A 17,601-nucleotide genomic window follows, 5' to 3' on the forward strand; every position below is an offset into this window, starting at 1 on the left:
CGCCGCCATGAAAGCGCAGCGTTCGCGCCTTGCCGACACCGCCTGGCAGCCGGCTCCGATGATCGCAGCGCCGTGCGGGCACGCGATGCCAGCGGGCAAGGGGCCAACAGGCAAGGGAAAGACCGATGTCTGACCGATCCAGGGACGCACCGACGATGGATGCCGAACGCTTTGCCGCGCTGGCGTCAGCCTATGGCGGCGACTTGCGGCGATGGCCACAGGCCGAACGCGCGGCGGGCAGCATCCTTGCCGCAAGCGACGCGGGCGCGGCCATTCTGAGGGATGCCGGCAAGCTCGACGCCCTGCTCGACAGCTATCGCGTCGAAGCGCCCGGCAAAGCGCTGCACGGCGGCATAGTGAGGGCTGCCGACGGTCATCTTGCCCAACGCTGGCGCCAGCGCTTGTGGTGGCTGGGGCTCGGACTTGCCGGCATCGGCCTGGCCGGCGCGGTTGCCGGATCGGCTTTGGTGATCGTCGCCACGCCTGAGGTTCAGCCCGATCAGTATGTGCTGGACGCCAATACGACGGCGTTCGGCGATGCCGGTCCCGACGACACGATCGAGGAAAACCTATGAACACGGGCCGCAAGCTCCTCATCGCGTCCGTGGCGCTGAACGTCTTCCTGGCCGGCGCCCTTGCCGGCGGCGCAGTCTGGCTGAGAAGTGGCAAGGCGGGCCAGGGCTATTCGCTGGAAGCGGTCGGAGGCCGGCTTCCGGACCAGGAACGCAGGATATTCCGCAAGGCGTTGCGTGAGGTCCGGCGCGAATCCCGCCAAGTCATCCTCGACGGCCAGCAGGCCAGGCGCGAGGCCGCCGACCTGCTGCGGCAGCCCACCCTCGACACGGCAGCCCTGACAGCCGCGCTCGAGCGGGCCCGCAACGCCGACGTCACCATGCGCATGCGGCTGGAGCAGCGCATCGTCGAGTTCGCCGCGGCAAGTTCGGCAGAGGATCGCGGCGTTCTGGCTGAGGGGCTGACAAGACGCGCCGGGTTGCCGCCGGCGCCAAAAAAATCGCCATAAGCACCGACGGAATGCGCCGAAGCCGCCGTTTAAGGCAAGAAGGGCACACCTGCCGGACAGCTTGGTGCGAACAGGTTTTCAACTTCGAGACCATTTGGAGTATCGTCATGAACCGTCTGACACAATACGCGGCCGCCGCCGCGCTTGCCTTGACCGGAACGGCCGCGACCGTTGCGGCGGCATCCGCCACGCCGATGCTGGCCCAGCCAAGCGCCCCGGCGCTGATCGAGCATGTGGCATGGGGTTGCGGCCCCGGCTGGCATCCCAACCACTGGGGGCGCTGCGTGCCCAATCGGGGGGTTGTGTATCCGCGTTATTACCGGCCCGGCCCGGTCTTCCACGTCTGGCACCCCCATCCTGTCTGGCACCCACATCGGGTCTGGCACCGCTGGCGTCACTGGTAAGCGTGCGCGGGGGCCAGCCGCTTCACCGGCCTGGCCCCCTCGACCGCAGCAACCGATCCGACCTGAGCGCATCGCGCCGAAAACGGGTTCATGCGCCGCGCTGGGCCTGAACAAGGAGCTGACGTGGCTATCCCGGCCAAAGGCTCCATGCCGCCGGACGCCGCCCTGGTCGGTGGTGCTGCTCGCCGGCGGCGCGATCAAGGGCGGCCGCGTCATAGCCGACTGGCCGGGCCTGAAGCCGGCCCAGCTCTACGAGCAGCGCGACCTGGCGCCGACCAGCGATGTCAGGGCGGTGCTGAAAGGCCTGCTCGCCGACCAGTTCGGGCTTTCGGCGGCGGTGCTCGGCGACAAGGTGTTCCCGGAGTCCGCGGCGATGAAGCCGATGCGCGATCTGGTCGTCTGAATTGCCGTTGCACACGGCGATTAAGGTTAAATTTACTATGGAATTGTTCGAAAGCTGCAAATGACACAAAGCTCCCCCCAAAGGAACGCACAGACATGTTCGTGGGGAAAGCCATATCTCGACTTCAAGGGTCTTTGCGGGCCTTCTGCCATCCGCTGGCGTTGGTGCTGATCAGCCTTGCGGGCGTTTTTGGTGCCGGCCGAGCCGAGCATGAATGGCTGTCGGTGCCGTTCTCGCTGACATTGGTGGCGGCGCTCGCGGGAGCGGTGTTCCTGACATCGGGGCGCCTCGCCTTTTCCGTCTATCTCGCCTGGATGGCCGTTGCCCTGGTGACGCTGATCTCGGCGGTCAAATTCCGGATGAAGGGGTTCTCGCTGCACTTCTACGACACGATCTTCGTGTCCTCGGATCCGGGAGTGTATCGCTTCCTGCTCGGCTCCTATCTCCACCTCATCCTGCCTGTCGCCGCGGTGTTGGTGCTTGGCATCGCCGCAGCGATCCTGATCTTTCGCGCCGACCGGAAGCTTGGCTGGCCCGCATCGGCGCGCGCCCTGCTTCTGGCCCTCCTCGTCACGCTGGTGCCGCTGACCTTTCCAGCCGAGGCTTCGAAGGACCGGTACTTCTATTATATGCAGGGCCGGCACATGTCGGCCTTCTTCATCTCACTGATGGATCTGCGCAACCTGGTCGTCGAGCCGGCGTTCGAGCAGCGGCTGCAGGCCGTCGCGCCACAGCCACCCTTCGCCGACACGGTCGACTGCGGCGACCGGGCAGCGCTTCCCGATATTTTCTTCGTGTTGAGCGAAAGCCAGTCCGATCCAAGCTATTTTCCGCAGATCGCCAGCGGCGCGGGATTCCTGCAGCGATTTGCACCTGCCGCCGGCGAGCCCCGCCCGATGCAGGTCGAGACGTTCGGCGGCGGCACCTGGATCAGCAATTTGTCCTTGATGACCGGGGTTTCGGCCACCGATTTCGGCTGGCGAAGTCCCTATCTGACGATCACGCTACAGGACAAGGTCGCCGGCGCGTTGCCGGAGTTGCTGGCGCGCTGCGGCTATCGAACGGCCGTCATGACGCCGATGGACTTTACCTTCGTCAACGAGGGGCCTTTCTTGAAGTCGATCGGGTTCGAGAACGTCCTCGACATCAAGGATATCGCCGCGCCCTTCTACCATCTGCGCGACCGTTTCTATTACCACGCGGCGGAGGCATTCATCGCCAGGCACCGCCGGGAAGACGGCCGGCCACTGTTCCTCGAAATCCAGACTATGTTTCCGCACTCGCCCTATGAGGGGCGGATGGAGCCGGGATTGAAGATGGAAGGCGAGCCTTTCGCGGACGATTTCCAGGCCGGCGAATATCTGCGCCGCATGGCGATCGCGCGCGGCGACCTTCAGGATTTTCTCAAGCAGCGGGAAGCGGAGGCCGGCAGGCGCGGCGCCGTGGTGCTCGAATTCGGCGACCACCAGTCCTCGGCGACCAAACCGTTTGTCGATGCGACCGCAGGCAGTGACGCGCTGGCCAAGCTTGACTCGCTCGCCTATCGCACCTTCTACACCCTCACGACCTTCCATCATCCACTGCGTCACCCGATGCCCGATATGGCGTCGCTCGATATTGCCTTTCTCAGCGCAAGCCTGCTCGATGCCGCCGGCCTGCCGATGTCACCCGTCATGTCTGATCTGGTGCGGTTGCGTGACCATTGCGGCGGCAGGTTCCATGGCTGTGCTGACCGGGCCGAGGTGGATGCACATCTGCGCCGCCGCGCCGATTCAGGACTGCTGCATCTTTTCCCGCAAGCTGCGCCGCTTCATTCACAAGTCGAAACACAGTGACGGCGCGACGCGGCCTCAGTGTGTCGGCCCGGCCCCCAGCGTCGCCACCGTCTTGAGGGCACCGTCGAGCATGTCGCCCTTCTCGTCCTTCAGCGCCGCCTCGCGCAGCCGCCTGATCCAGTCAGCGGCGTCGGCGCGCCCCTTGAGCAGGTCGAGCGCCGACAGCACGCGGTCGAACTTCGACTGGGCACGGACATGGGTGTCGCTGTAGCCCTTGATCAGCCGGCGGCAGTTGAGGATCTCGACGGCCAACGCATAGTCCTCACGCGCATGGCCCAGCGCCAGCGCGTACCAGCTCTCCAGATGTGCGGCTTCCACCTTGTGGCGCAGCAGGCGGCGGCGCCAGCGGCGCAGGCCGCCGATGAACCACAGAGCGGTGAAACCGGCAAAACTATCGGTACGGATGCGCCGGCCGCGATTGATGCGACGGTCAAGGAAGGCGGCGAGCTTCGGCCGGTTCTCGATGTAGCTGCCCAGCCCCGCCGGCAGCGTGCCGCAGAACTCCTCGATGCGCGGATGGAAATACTCGGTCACCTGCAGGACCGAGTCATCCCTGACGCCGACCTCCTTGCGCACGCGCCTGTCGCGGGTCGAGCGCGTCTTCAGGTCGGCGACGCGGATCATGTCGTCGTAGCATAGGGCGTTCGCCAAATGCTTGGCGGCGGCGATCGAGAGGGCATAGGCTCGATCAGGCCCGTCCAGCACGACGGCTTTGTCCAGGCGGTCGAGATATTCGCGTCCGTAGGCAATGTCCTGATAGTCCACGACCTTTCGCAGACCGCGCAGCGCCATGTCGCGCACCGCCACGGGCATCACGTCGATGCGGGCGGCCAGGGCCTGCCAGCCTCGCAGGAGGTCTTGCGGGCCACTCACCTGTCCAGCGGCCAGGGCGGAGCCGACGACAGCCGCTTCTGCCGGCTTTGGCGCAGCCGATGATGCCGTGCCGCGCGCGCGATCATAGGCGGCGCCGAAGGCGGCGAGGCTGGCCTTGACGCCGCGGCCACCGGCGCCGATCGCCTCTTCATAGCTTTCGCGTACGAACGGCAGGGCGTCGGAGCCCGCCAGCGCGCCAAGCAGGCTGGCCGAGATCATGGAGCCGCTGTCGGCCGCGATCTTTTCCATATCGAAAGCGATGAAGCGCTTCGATGCGGCTTCTGCCGTCGCGTACACCTTCGACGACGACGCCCTGCCGTCGCCGGGCTCGATCTTTTCCGACACGGCGGCGATGCGGTGCGAAGAGGTGATCAACGTCGTGCGGTCGGGGGTGACGAAGCCGCGGATAATCGCGCGGCCGGCTTCCATCAGCTCGGCGGCGATCAAAATGTCGACGTCGCCTTGCGAGGGCGACAGCGCGAAGACCGGCAGGCGGCCGGTGTCGCGGGCCGCCTCGACATAGTAGATGGTGGCGCCGGTGCGCTGGGCGACGCCGGCCACCGAGGTCGATTGCGCCACGTACCCGTTGCGCTCGGCGACGTCGGTGATCCAATCGGCAAGCACGCCGCCGCCCTGGCCGCCGACGGCAAGCACCGCAAGCTTGATAACGCGTTCGTCGTCGGCGGCGCCTGTCTTCGGGCGCAGTGAGGCGTTGTGATCAAGCATCGGCGAACACCAGACGGCGGCCTTCGCGGCGACGCTGCAAAAGACCGATGACGGCGCGCCGGGCGCTCTCGAGGAAGCGGTCCCAGCGGCTCGGGTTGTGCACGACATCGGCGCGATAGAAGGACGGGCACAGCACCGCCGCATCGGCGACCTCGCCGCAATTGCCGCAGCCGACGCAGTTCTGGTCGATGCTCGCGACGGGATCGTCGCGCAGCGGATCGTCGAGCGACTTCACCGACAGCGACGGGCAGCCGGACAGCCGCATGCAGGCATGGTCGCCGGTGCAGATGTCCTCGTCGACGCCGAACTTCGGCTTGACGACGCGCGTTCCACCCTTGATCGCATTGTCGACCAGGGGCTTTTCGCGGCGCTGGCGGTTGAGCATGCATTCCGACGAGGCGACGATGACCTTCGGGCCTTTCTCGTCCGTGGTCAGCGCCTCGCGCAGAGTGTCCTGCATCTTGCCGACATCGTAGGTGCGGTCGACATGGCGCAGCCACTTGACGCCCATGCCTTTCACCGCCTCTGTGATGGGATGCTTGGTCGACTTGGTCTTGTTGCCGGCGCGAGACGACAGGATATCCTGTCCTCCCGTCGCGGCCGAGTAGAAATTGTCGACGATGACGATGACGCCGTCGTTCTTGTTGAACACCGCATTGCCGATCGAGGAGGTCAGGCCGTTGTGCCAGAAGCCGCCATCGCCGACGAAGGAGATCGAGCGGCGCTTGGCGTCGGGTGAATTGAAGGCCGAGGCCGAGGCCGGGCCGAGCCCGTAGCCCATTGTGGTGGCGCCGAGTTCGAAGGGCGGCATGATCGAGAACAGGTGGCAGCCGATGTCGGACGCGATGTGGTGCTTGCCGAGTTCCTGTTCGACCAGTTTTGTCGCGGCAAAGATCGGCCGCTCCGGGCAGCCGATGCAGAAACCGGGCGGTCGACCTGGAACGACATTGATCAGGTCCGCCGTGTCGACGCCGTCGCCGACCTTGTTGGGAGCCCGCACTTTGCCGGGCAGAAGATGCGGCGCCTCGGTGCGCAGGAAGGCGCCGATGCCGTCGAGCATGACCTGGCCGGTATATTCGCCGGCCATCGGCAGGTGCTCCTTGCCGACCAGGCGGGTGCCACGCCCGGCCTTGTGCAGCATGGCGGCAAAGGCCTGTTCGATGTAGTTGGGCTGGCCTTCCTCGACGACCAGCACCGCCTGCTTGCCTTCGCAGAAGGACAGAAACTCGTCGTCGATCAACGGATACACGGCATTGAGCACGTAGAGCGGCACGTCGGTCTCGCCATAGGTGTCGGCAAGGCCGAGCCGCTGCAAAGCGCGGATGACGGAATTGTACATGCCGCCCTGCATGACGATGCCGACGGAGCCGTGATCGGAACCGAAGATCTCGTTGATCTTGCGGCTCTTGATGAAATCCACCGCCGCCGGCCAGCGCTTCGCGACCTTCTCCTTCTCGTGCAGGAAGGAAGCGGGCGGCAGCACGATGCGGCCGGTGTCGCGGCGGGGCGCCTCCAGCGCATCGGCCACCGTCATCGGCGGCCGCTTGTTGTCTTTGGCGGTGAAATGACCGTGGACATGGCAGCAGCGGATGCGCACCTGCAGCATGACAGGCGTGTTGGAGGCCTCGGACAACTCGAAGCCGTCTTCCACGGCCTTGACGATCGAGGGCAGGTTCGGGCGCGGATCGAGCAGCCAGACCTGGCTTTTCATGGCGAAGGCATGGCTGCGCTCCTGCATGATCGAGGAGCCCTCGCCATAGTCCTCGCCGACGATGATCAGCGCGCCGCCGGTGACGCCGCCAGATGCCAGATTAGCGAGCGCGTCGGAGGCGACATTGGTGCCGACCGTCGACTTGAAGGTCGCCGCGCCGCGGATCGGATAATGCACCGAGGCCGCCAGCATGGCGGTGGCGGTGGCTTCCGAGGCGCTCGCCTCGAAATGCACGCCGAGTTCGCCCAGAATGTCCTGTGCGTCGGCCAGCACGTCCATGAGATGGCTGATCGGCGCACCCTGGTAGCCGCCGACATAGCCGACGCCGCATTGCAGCAGCGCCTTGGTGATGGCGAGGATGCCTTCGCCGGCAAATTCCTCGCCCGCGCCGAGCCTCAGCTTTTCGACTTCCTTGGCAAAAGACCGTTCGGCCATTTTTGGCCTCCTTCCGTTGCCGCCCGGCTTCGGCGGCGCGTAGCTCTAGATGTCGTGCTTGCGAATGTTCTTCAGCATCTTCTGCAATGTCGCGATCAGCGCTGCATATTCGGCATCGTCGACATCGTCGAACATGGCCTCGAAAGCGTCATGCATGGCCGGCCAGGCACGGGTGAACTCGGTGCGGCCCTCGTCGGTCAGGAACACATGGCGGATGCGACTGTCGCTAACCCCCTGCTCGCGCCGCACAAGCCCCTGCCCCTCAAGGGTGTCGAGCGTGCGGCTCAAGGTCGACTGCTCGATCACCGTATAGACCGAGAGGTCGTTGACGGTGACGCCGTCGGTGACCGACAGCACCGCGAGCGCCCGCACCTGCGAAATGGTCAGGCCCTGCTTGCGGAAATCGTCGCGCAAGGTGGCGTTGTAGCGGCCCATGATGCGGTTCATCAGATAGGGCGCGAATTGCTGCAGGCCGATCTGGCCCAAGGTCGAAATGCGCTGGCGCTTTTCCGCGATTTTCTGCTCCATCACAGTCTCCCCGCCAGGAGAAAGCCGGAGCCGCCGCCGAGGCCCGCGCCCGGATGGGTCGAGGCGCCGATATGGTAGAGGTTCTTGATGCCGGTCTGGTGATTGCGGCTGGTCTTGAACGGCCGCCACAGGAAGGACTGGTCGACGGTCGAGGACCCGCCATAGGGGTCGCCGCCGACCAGATTGATGTTCATCGCTTCGAGATCAGCAGGCGAATAGGCGCGGCGCGCGATGACGCTGTCCTTGAAGCCATCGATATGACTGGCAAGGATCGCTTCGGCGCGATCGGCATAGGCCTCGCGCAGCGCGTCGGTCCACTGCCCGTCCGCCGGTGCCTGCAGCTTGCCGGCGGCATCACCCTTGATGTGACGGGGAGCCTCGGGCAGTTGCAGCCACAGGATCGCCTTGCCTTGCGGGCAACGCGAGGGATCGAGCGCGTGCGGCTGGCCGACGCAGATGGTCGGCACTTCGGGCAGCATGCCCCGCACCGCCTCGTTGCAGGCCTTCGATACCCCGTCCAACCCAGGCGTCAGATGCAGCAGCGCCACCTTGTCCAACCCCTGGCCTCGCCATGAAGGCGGCTTGTCGAGGGCATAGTGGATCTGGAAATTGCCTTTGCCGTAGCGGTATTTTTGCGTCGCTTCGACGTCGGTTTTGGGGCCGTCACTGCCGAGCAGCCGACCGTAAAGCTGCGTTGGCGTGACCGAGCAGATGACGCTCTTCTTCGCATGGACGGTTTCGCCCGAGGCCAGCCGCACGCCGGTGGCGCGACCTTCGGTCAGGATGATCGAGGCAACGTCGGCCTCGGTGGAGATGACCCCGCCGCGCTCTTTGACAAGCGCCTCGAAGGCCGACAGCAGGTTCTTCGCCCCGCCCTTGACGATCGGCGCGCCCGCAGCTTCCAGCGCGAAGGCGATGACCTTGGCGATCTGGCCGGAGAAAGCATCTTCCGGCCCAAGTCCGGCATGCAGGACCCACGGTGCCCACAGCGCGCGTATGGTTTCGGACCGATAGGTGCTCTCCAGCCATCCGCGCGCCGGCACCAACGCATCGCCGAGAAAGGCGGCCAGCCCGCGCGGGCTCCGCCGCCAGGCATCACCGGCGAGCAGCTTCGCCGTCGGGTAGGTCCACAGGCTGCCGCCGAGCAGGCCGAACAGCAGCCCGGCATTGCGCTCGATGCCGCCGACATCCTCGGCGTGCTGGTCGCCGTCGCCTGCGGCGATCGCATTGAAGGCGGCGATGTTGGCGGCGCGGTCGGTGCTGAGCACGGCATGGCTGCCGTCGGGCCGCAGCACCCCCGTCGGGGTGGCCGCGTGACAGAACTCCAGGCCATGCCGGGCCAAGTCCTTGCCCAGCGCCGCGTAAGCCGGCGAGGTAATGAACAGCACGAATGTCGTCGCCATCACATCATGGATGAAACCGGGCGCGGTGATTTCCTCGGTGCGCATGCAGCCGCCAATGCGGTCGTTGCGCTCCAGCACGAGTACCTTTGCGCCCTTGCCGCCGAGCATCGCCGCGCAGACCAGCGCGTTGATGCCGCTGCCGACGATGATGTGGTCGGGGGCGTTCATTGGCGGTGGCTTTTCGTCGGCGGGTGGGATTCAATTGCGTGGGACAGCGCTCTACGGCGCCCCCCTCTGCCCTGCCGGGCATCTCCCCCACAAGGGGGGAGATTGGCCGTCATCTCGGCTTTCGCCAATTTCCAACGTCGCAGGATGGTATGCGGCGCCCGAGCCGCCAATCTCCCCCCAAGTGGGGGAGATGCCCGGCAGGGCAGAGGGGGGCGCCGTAGAGCGCGAGCGCCGCCAGTCTGCCTCCCTATCGCATCGCCCGCGCGCATGATCTTCTCCCGAAGATCCACTTCGCCCTATTTGCCCGGCACCAGCGCCAGGGCGCGGATCGGGCTGCCGGTGCCGTGCTCGATCTTGAGCGGCGCGGCGATCAGGATGGCGCCCTTCGGCGGCAACTGGTCGAGGTTGCACAGGCTGGCCAGACCATAGCGGTTGGCCTTGTGCATCAGCGTGTGGGCCGGGAATGGCGGCTCCATGCCGCCGGCCTTGCCGGCATCGGTGCCGATCGTCTCCGAGCCCCAGCCCTTGATGTCCTTGCTGATCAGGAACTGGATTGCTTCCGCCGTCGGGCCGGGCGTGTGTGGGCCGGTCTCGTTGGCGTTGAGGAATTCGGCTTCCGAGCCGTTGCGCTTGTACCAGTCGGTGCGCATCACCACCCATTCGCCGGCGTTGATGGCGCCATGCTTGGCTTCCCACGCCTTGATGTGATCGACGGTGAGCAGGAAATCATGGTCTGCGGCGGCTTCCTTGGAGCAGTCGATGACATTGACCGGACCAATAAAGTTCTGCGCCGGAATGGTGTCGGTGGCGCCATCCGGATAATCCTTGCCGCTGATCCAGTGCTGCGGCGCGTCGAAATGCGTGCCCGAGTGTTCGCCGAGCTTCAGCCAGTTCCAGGCCCACCAGGGACCATTCTTGTCGTAACGGGAGATGTTATGGATCTCGACCTTCGGCGTGTCGACGGCAAGTTCCGGCGGCAGCTTGATCAGCGGCGTGTCAGGACCGAGCGGCGCCGACAGGTCGACCACCTTGATGGCGCCTGAAAGAAGCTGGCCGGCGACTTCGCCGAGGAGTTGTTGCGTGTCCATGGTCTCTGTTCCCTCTTGTCTGATGTGCTGAAGGCTCGTCTCGGCCCTTAATATCCTACTAGACGAAAACATATGCATCTGCAATTATCTTTAAGCATAAAGGAAATGGGTGCGGGGCGTGAGCGAGTTCGACGCCATCTTTGTCGGGGCGGGCCACAACAGTCTGGCTTGCGCCGCGCATCTGGCACTCAAAGGCTGGAAAACCGGGGTTTTTGAGCGCAGTGCAACGATCGGCGGCGCCGTCCAGACCCGCGAGTTCACGCTGCCGGGTTTTCGGCACGATTTCGGTGCGATGAATCTGAGCCTGTTCGCCGGCTCGGCCTTCCACCGGAAATATGCAAATGAATTGAACGCCCACGGGCTGGAATTCGCGCCGGTCGCCGACTGTTTCGCCAGCGCCTTCCCGGACGGACGCTGGTTCGGCGTCAGCAACGATCTGGAAAAGACGGCCGCGCGCATGGCTGCCTTCTCCGCCGCCGATGCCGCCACGTGGCGCAAGCTGGTCGCCGCCTTCCCGGCGGAAGCAGAGCATCTGTTTCGCCTCTTGGGATCACCGATGAGCGCCCGCGCCCTTGCCGGCACGGCGTGGAACCTTTGGCGCAAGAAGGGCCTTACCGGCGCGCTCGATACCGGGCGCCTGCTGCTTTCCTCGCCCCGCGCGTGGCTGGAGGAGACTTTCGAGTCGCCCCATGTGCGGGCGACGCTCGCCACCTGGGGCATGCATCTCGACTTTGCGCCCGACATCGCAGGCGGTGCCGTGTTCCCTTATCTGGAATCCATGACCAACCAGAGTTTCGGCATGGTGCTGGGCAAGGGCGGCGCCCACACCATCATTCGTGCCTTATCGGGGATGGTCACGGGCGCCGGCGGCAAGATCTTCACCAACGCCGAGGTGGCCGAAATCACGGTTTCGGCCGGCAAGGCGACGGGTGTGCGGCTCAAGTCCGGTGAGACGCACACGGCCACCAGGGCGGTCATTGCCGGCGTTGCACCCAAGGCGTTGGCCGGCACGCTTTTGCCCAACGGTTCCGGCGACGCCGGCTTCGACACGGCGATGCAAAAATTCCGCCACGCGCCGGGCACCATGATGATCCATCTGGCGCTGGACGATCTGCCGGACTGGCGCGCCGGCGCCGAGTTGCGGCAGTTCGCCTATGTGCATCTGTCACCGTCGCTCGACGCCATGTCGCGCACCTATCAGCAGGCGATGGCGGGCGTGCTGCCGGACGAGCCGGTGCTGGTCCTCGGCCAACCAACCGCGGTCGATCCGTCGCGCGCGCCTCAAGGCAAGCATGTGCTGTGGGTGCAGGTGCGCATGCTGCCGGCAGAAATCCTTGGCGACGCCGCCGGCAAGATCACGCCCGCGCATTGGGATCAGGTCAAGGATCGCTATGCCGAGCGCGTGCTCGACATCGTCGAAACCTACGCGCCCGGCCTGCGAGCCAAGATCCTTGGCCAGGCCGTGTTCTCGCCCATCGACCTCGAGCGCGAGAACCCGAACCTCGTCGGCGGCGACCAGGTTTGTGGTAGCCACCACCTGGCACAGAATTTCCTGTTTCGCCCGGCACGCGGCTACGCCGGTTGGAACACGCCTGTGGCCAATCTGCATCTCACCGGTGCCGCCACATGGCCGGGCGCCGGCACGGGTGCCGCCTCGGGCTTCATGCTGGCGCAACAGCTTGGCGGGAGGTAGCAGCCGAAAGGCATTGGGGTGGAGCAAGGCAAGGTACGGTTGCCCAGGGAACCCACTGATCAAACAACGAAGCCGTGCACGGAAAACAGAAAAACCAACAAGGGGAACGACCATGACAATCAACAGACGCGAATTGCTCGGATACGGTGCCGCCGCACTCGGGGCGACGGCCATCGGCCTGCCGAGGATCGCCGGGGCGGCGGCCGGCGAACTGACCATCGCCTACAATGTCAACCTGCCGTCCTGGGATCCGACCACCGGACCTTCGGCGGTCAACCCGACCATCCAGGGCCTCTACCAGTCGGTGTTCGATCAGTTCATCCCGCAGAAGCCGGACCTGTCCTTCGCGCCGGGGCTGCTCACCGAGTGGGGCTGGAATGACGACCGCACCAAGATCACGATGACGGTGCGCGAGGGCGTAACCTGGCATGACGGCTCGCCGTTCACGCCCGAGGACGTGGTCTGGTCGTTGCAGCGGGCCGGCGATGAAAAGACCGGCAACCCGATCCAGTTCGTGTGGAAGAACGTCAACAACTTCAAGATCGAGGGCAACAAGATCACGGGCGATGTCGTGCAGTTCGACCCGGTCTACTTCAAGTGGATGTCGTTCCTCACGGGCTACATCATGCCGAAGGCCTATTACGAGAAGGTGGGCGCCGAAGGTTTCGAAAAGGCTCCGATCGGCACCGGCCCGTACATGGTCGAGAAGTTCGAACGCAACGCCTTCCTGCGGCTGAAGGCCAATCCGAAGTACTGGGGCGGCAAGCCGGCATTCGAGAACGTGACGATCAAATTCGTCACAGACGCGGCGAGCCGTGTCGCCGAAATCGAGTCCGGCTCCTCGCAGGTGACGCTCGAGATTCCCTATGAGGAGTATGACCGCCTGATCGCCAAGGACGGCCTTGCCGGCTCGATCAAGAATGTTTCCGACATCGGCATGATCTTCTTCAACGACGTCGAGGCGATGCTGGACAAGAACGTGCGCCAGGCAGCCGTCATGGCGGTCGACAAGGAGCTTCTGGTCAAGCGGCTGCTGCGCGGCTACGGCCAGCCGCTCGCCACGCTGGAAACGCCGGAATACGCGGCCTACGACGCGTCGATCAAGGTCGAGCACAATCCGGAAAAGGCCAAGCAATTGCTGGCCGCTTCCGGCTATTCGCCGGAAAAGCCGGTCAAGTTCACCATCCAGACGACCAAGGGCTTCAAGCCCAAGGACTACGAGATGATCCAGGCGATCGTCGGCATGTGGCGCAAGGTCGGCATCGAGGCCACCATTGAAGTCTACGAGATCGCCAAGCATTACGAATTGCGCGCCGCCGACAAGCTGGCGCCGGCGGCCTTCTACAACTGGGGCAACGCCATCGGCGACCCGACCACCTCGACCGGCTTTGCCATGTTTGGTCCGAGCCCGCACTCGGTGTGGGACAGCCAGGATCTGATCGACATGATCAACCCGCTGTGGGGTGAGAAGGACGAGGCCAAGCGCATCGCCGGCTGGAAGGCGGTGGACAAATACATCGCCGAGCAAGCCTATGTGCTGCCGCTGATGCAGTATGCGCAGCCGATCGTGCATGCCAAGGGCGTCAACGTCGTGCAGCATGTGTCCGGCGCGCTGTTGCCGGCCCTGATGACCCCGGCCTGATATCGGCCGGGCTTGCCGCGCGCCGTCCATAGCGACGGCGCGCATCTTCTTTCGGCATACGAGCCTCCGGGCTCCAGCAAAGATTTACATGCTCCTGCAACGATTCCTGATCCGTCTTTTGACGATGCTGATCACGCTGTTCGGCGTGGCCGTCGTCGTCTTCGTCGTGATCCGCATCGCTCCCGGCGATCCGATCGCCATGATGCTGCCGCCCGGCGCGACCGATGTCGACATCGCCCGGCTGCGGGCGCTCTACGGCCTCGACAAGACGATTGTCGAGCAGTTCTTCATCTGGCTGTCCGGCGTCGTCAAAGGCGATTTCGGCACCTCGATCTCGCTGCGGCAAGACGTGCTCGGGCTTGTCTTCAACCGGCTGCCGGCAACGCTGGAACTCGCCATCGTCGCGCTTATCATGGCGGTGGCGATCGGGGGGACGATGGCCATCCTCGGCGCCCGCGAACGAGGCACGGCGGTGGAAGCCGGCATCGACATCGCCAGCGGGGCGGCACTTTCCATTCCCGACTTCCTCTGGGGCCTGGTGCTGATCCTGCTGTTCGGGGTGCTGGTGCCGATCTTCGACATTTCCGGCCGGGTCTCGCCGCAACTCGACCTGCCCTTCGTCAGCCAGTTCTATCTGTTCGAAAGCTTGCTTCGGCTCCGCCTCGATCTCACATGGGATCTCCTGAAGCACATGCTTATGCCGGCAGTGGCGTTGGCATTGCCGCTGGCGGCGATCATCTCGCAGCTACTGAAACAATCGCTGAAGGAAGTGCTCGACCTCGACTATGTCGTGCTGGCGCGGGTGAAGGGTTTTTCGGAAACGCAGGTCATCCTGCGCGAGGCGCTGAAGAATGCCGCCCTGCCCACGCTGACGCTGGTCGGCGTGCAGTTCACCTTCCTGATCGGGGGCACGGTCATCGTCGAGCGGCTGTTTTCCTATGAGGGTCTCGGCAACATGGCGATCGACGCGGTCATCAACCGCGACCTGCCGCTGATCCAGGGCATCGTGCTGGTCTTCGCGCTGTTGTTCGTGCTGATCAATCTCGCGGTGGATATGATGTACGCCCTGCTCAATCCGAGGCTGCGCCATGGATGAGAGCCGCATCTCGAGACACGGCTCAAGCGCCAGGCTTTGGCTGGCCGGCGGCTGGCTGCTGCTGGTGCTGCTGGCGGCGATCCTGGCGCCGCTGGTCGCGCCGCGGGACCCGCTCGCGCAGGATCTTATGCTCGAACGTTTGCCGCCGTTCTGGCTCGATGGCGCGGAGCCCGGCTATTGGCTGGGCACCGACAGCCTCGGCCGGGATCTCTTGTCACGCCTGATCTTCGGCGGGCGCATCGCCTTCATCGTTGCGTTCGCCGCCGCCAGCGCCGCCTGCCTTGTCGGCTCGACCCTGGGCTTGATCGCTGGCTATTTCGGCGGCTGGGCCGACCGCATCATCTCGCGCATCGTCGATGTCTGGATGGCATTCCCGCCGGTGCTGTTCGCCATCCTTTTGGTTGCCGTGCTCGGCACGGGTTTGAGCTCTGTCATCCTGGCGATCGCGATCATCGACTGGACGCGTTTCTGCCGGGTCATCCGCGCCGAGGCGATGGGCCAGTCGCGCATGGACTATGTCGAGAACGCCCGCATCGCCGGCTATGGCCGCATCGGCATCATGCTGCGCGAAGTGCTGCCCAATGTGGTGCCATCGATCGTGGCGCTGCTGTCGCTGGAAATGGGCATCGCCGTCATCGTCGAGGCGATCCTGTCCTTCGTCAACCTGTCGATCTCGACCGACGACCCGACCTGGGGCGGCATCATCGCCGAGGGCCGGCTGTCGATCCACCAGGCCTGGTGGGTGCTGGTATTCCCGCTGATCACGCTGATCCTGACCGTGCTGTCGTTCAGCCAGTTCGGCGAGGCGCTGAAGACACGTTTCGATCCGGTGCTGCGATGAGCGCCTGTCTCGATATCAAGGAGTTGAGCGCCGTGCTGCCGAACGGCCAGCGCGTGCTGCGCTCGGTGTCGCTTGCCGTGCAGCCCGGCGAAGTGCGAGCACTGGTCGGTGAAAGCGGCGCCGGCAAGACGATGATCGGCAAGGCGGTACTTGGCGTCTTGCCGTCGAGCGTGCGCATCGTCGAGGGCGATATGCGGCTCGAGGGCGAAGACCTCGGCAAGCTCAACCCGAAGGCACGGCGCACGCTGATCGGCGCGCGCACCGCACTGATCCCGCAGGATCCGCTGACCGCGCTCAACCCGTCGCGCCGCATCGGCCCGCAAACGACCGACCGGCTGGTGCGCATCCTCGGCTGGAGCGGCGAGAGGGCCGAAACCCGCATCCGGCAATTGCTGGACGAGGTGCAGATCCGTGACCCCGACCGGGTACTGAAAAGCTACCCGCACGAGCTTTCCGGCGGCATGCGCCAGCGCGTGCTGATCGCCGCAGCCTTCGCCGCCGAGCCCCGGCTGATCGTCGCCGACGAGCCGACCACGGCGCTCGACGTCACCGTGCAGAAGCAGATCCTGCGGCTCATCGCTGCGTTGCAGCGCGAGCACGGCACGGCGATCCTGTTCGTCACCCACGACCTCGGCGTCGTCGCCAAGATCAGCCAGAAGGTCTCGGTGCTCTATGCCGGCAAGGTCGTGGAAGAGGCCGAAACAGCTGCCCTCTTCGCGGCACCGCAGCACCCCTACACACGGGCACTGATGGCGGCAACGCCGCGCTACACCGATCCCCTCGCCTCGCTAAAGCCGGTCGACGAGGCAGTGCTGGCCGGGCTTGCCACGGAGATTGCGGCCGCGGACCAGGCGTGGAGGCGACCGCATGGCTGAGCCGCTGTTTTCCGTGCGCGGCCTGAAAGTCGCGCTGCCCGACATGACCCGCAAGCCGCTGATCGGCCGCGCGCCGCTGGCGGAAATCCTAAAGGGCCTGGACTTTGACCTGCCCAAGGGATCGGTGACCGGCATCGTCGGCGAGTCCGGATCCGGCAAGTCGACGCTCGGCCGTGCCCTGGTACGACTGCTGGAGCCCAGCGCCGGCAGCATCAGCTTCGAGCGCCTCGACATCACGCATCTGCCGGAGGCGGAGTTGCGGCCGCTGCGCCGCGATCTGCAGATGATCTTCCAGGATCCTATGTCGTCGCTCAACCCGCGCCGCACCATTGCCAGCATCATTGCCGCGCCGCTGAAGCAGAACGGGCTTGGCGACAATCTCAGGGACCGCGTGGCCGAGGCCTTGCAGCGCGTCGGCCTGCCGCAGAGCTTCGCCGGCCGCTACCGCCACGAACTGTCGGGCGGCCAGCGCCAGCGCGTCGGCATAGCGCGCGCGCTGGCGCTGGCGCCGAAATTCGTGCTGGCCGACGAGATCGTCTCCGGCCTCGACGTCTCGACGCAGGCGCAGATCCTCACCCTTCTGGAGAAACTGGCGGAGGAGATGGGGCTGACGGTCGCCTTCATCAGCCACGATCTGTCGGTCATCCGGCGGCTGTGCCGGCAGGTCATCGTCATGCGCGAAGGCAGGATCGTCGAAGCGAGCGCGACGGACGCTCTCTTCGAAAATCCCCGACAGACCTACACGCGCGACCTGATCGCGGCCATCCCACTGCCCGAAATCGACGACGGCTGGCTGGATATTCCTTCCGCTGCCAAGGCTCCGACATGAATGCATACGCACGCCGAAAAGCGGGCTCGG

The 17,601-nt window shown here is 65.3% G+C and carries 15 protein-coding genes and 1 pseudogene; 11 read left to right on the forward strand and 5 right to left on the reverse strand.

The window, feature by feature from the left end; all coding sequences use genetic code 11:
* Positions 1-125: 125 nt before the first annotated feature.
* The 5 genes and pseudogenes from LB545_RS16125 to LB545_RS16145 all read left to right on the forward strand — a co-directional run bounded on the left by LB545_RS16125 (position 126) and on the right by LB545_RS16145 (position 3,663).
* Positions 126-575, forward strand: coding sequence for a hypothetical protein (locus LB545_RS16125; protein ID WP_140513086.1), 450 nt, complete (start codon positions 126-128; stop codon positions 573-575).
* A complete protein-coding gene (locus LB545_RS16130; protein ID WP_140523780.1) occupies positions 572-1,021 on the forward strand; it encodes a periplasmic heavy metal sensor in 450 nt (149 codons plus the stop codon). Before LB545_RS16125 ends, LB545_RS16130 begins: the two co-directional genes overlap by 4 nt.
* Before the next feature lie 107 nt (positions 1,022-1,128).
* Complete coding sequence (locus LB545_RS16135; protein WP_140496949.1) at positions 1,129-1,425, forward strand: GCG_CRPN prefix-to-repeats domain-containing protein; 297 nt, start codon at positions 1,129-1,131, stop codon at positions 1,423-1,425.
* 169 nt (positions 1,426-1,594) lie between these two features.
* Positions 1,595-1,828 (forward strand): annotated as a pseudogene (locus tag LB545_RS16140) (hypothetical protein); the annotation flags it as partial.
* A 95-nt stretch (positions 1,829-1,923) separates the two neighbouring features.
* Entirely contained in the window at positions 1,924-3,663 is a 1,740-nt protein-coding gene (locus tag LB545_RS16145; RefSeq protein ID WP_224705449.1) for a sulfatase-like hydrolase/transferase, read from the forward strand.
* A gap of 15 nt (positions 3,664-3,678) precedes the next feature.
* On the opposite strand, the gene LB545_RS16150 is transcribed toward LB545_RS16145, so the two are convergent.
* From LB545_RS16150 to LB545_RS16170, 5 genes are all read right to left on the reverse strand, one after another.
* The gene (locus LB545_RS16150; RefSeq protein ID WP_140664034.1) at positions 3,679-5,262 is read right to left on the reverse strand and encodes an indolepyruvate oxidoreductase subunit beta family protein; all 1,584 of its coding nucleotides are present in this window, start codon (positions 5,260-5,262) and stop codon (positions 3,679-3,681) included.
* Complete coding sequence (locus LB545_RS16155; RefSeq protein ID WP_224705451.1) at positions 5,255-7,408, reverse strand: indolepyruvate ferredoxin oxidoreductase subunit alpha; 2,154 nt, start codon at positions 7,406-7,408, stop codon at positions 5,255-5,257. The genes LB545_RS16150 and LB545_RS16155 overlap by 8 nt, the downstream gene beginning before the upstream one ends.
* A 45-nt stretch (positions 7,409-7,453) precedes the next feature.
* Entirely contained in the window at positions 7,454-7,936 is a 483-nt protein-coding gene (locus tag LB545_RS16160; RefSeq protein WP_140496955.1) for a MarR family winged helix-turn-helix transcriptional regulator, read from the reverse strand.
* Positions 7,936-9,507, reverse strand: coding sequence for a phytoene desaturase family protein (locus tag LB545_RS16165; RefSeq protein ID WP_224705453.1), 1,572 nt, complete (start codon positions 9,505-9,507; stop codon positions 7,936-7,938). The genes LB545_RS16160 and LB545_RS16165 overlap by 1 nt, the downstream gene beginning before the upstream one ends.
* Positions 9,508-9,803: 296 nt before the next feature.
* Complete coding sequence (locus tag LB545_RS16170; RefSeq protein ID WP_140496959.1) at positions 9,804-10,595, reverse strand: cyclase family protein; 792 nt, start codon at positions 10,593-10,595, stop codon at positions 9,804-9,806.
* 118 nt (positions 10,596-10,713) lie between these two features.
* Between LB545_RS16170 and LB545_RS16175 the strand changes: the two genes are divergently transcribed.
* From LB545_RS16175 to LB545_RS16200, 6 genes are all read left to right on the forward strand, one after another.
* On the forward strand, positions 10,714-12,288 hold the full coding sequence (locus LB545_RS16175) for a phytoene desaturase family protein (RefSeq protein ID WP_224705455.1): 1,575 nt from the start codon (positions 10,714-10,716) through the stop codon (positions 12,286-12,288).
* 112 nt (positions 12,289-12,400) lie between these two features.
* Positions 12,401-13,930, forward strand: coding sequence for an ABC transporter substrate-binding protein (locus LB545_RS16180; RefSeq protein ID WP_224705457.1), 1,530 nt, complete (start codon positions 12,401-12,403; stop codon positions 13,928-13,930).
* 88 nt (positions 13,931-14,018) lie between these two features.
* On the forward strand, positions 14,019-15,026 hold the full coding sequence (locus LB545_RS16185; protein WP_140496965.1) for an ABC transporter permease: 1,008 nt from the start codon (positions 14,019-14,021) through the stop codon (positions 15,024-15,026).
* On the forward strand, positions 15,019-15,867 hold the full coding sequence (locus LB545_RS16190; RefSeq protein WP_140496967.1) for an ABC transporter permease: 849 nt from the start codon (positions 15,019-15,021) through the stop codon (positions 15,865-15,867). The genes LB545_RS16185 and LB545_RS16190 overlap by 8 nt, the downstream gene beginning before the upstream one ends.
* Complete coding sequence (locus LB545_RS16195; RefSeq protein WP_140496969.1) at positions 15,864-16,742, forward strand: ABC transporter ATP-binding protein; 879 nt, start codon at positions 15,864-15,866, stop codon at positions 16,740-16,742. The genes LB545_RS16190 and LB545_RS16195 overlap by 4 nt, the downstream gene beginning before the upstream one ends.
* On the forward strand, positions 16,735-17,571 hold the full coding sequence (locus LB545_RS16200) for an ATP-binding cassette domain-containing protein (RefSeq protein WP_140556782.1): 837 nt from the start codon (positions 16,735-16,737) through the stop codon (positions 17,569-17,571). Before LB545_RS16195 ends, LB545_RS16200 begins: the two co-directional genes overlap by 8 nt.
* Positions 17,572-17,601: the final 30 nt, after the last annotated feature.

The organism is Mesorhizobium sp. BR1-1-6, from assembly GCF_020165355.1.
Classification (GTDB): domain Bacteria; phylum Pseudomonadota; class Alphaproteobacteria; order Rhizobiales; family Rhizobiaceae; genus Mesorhizobium.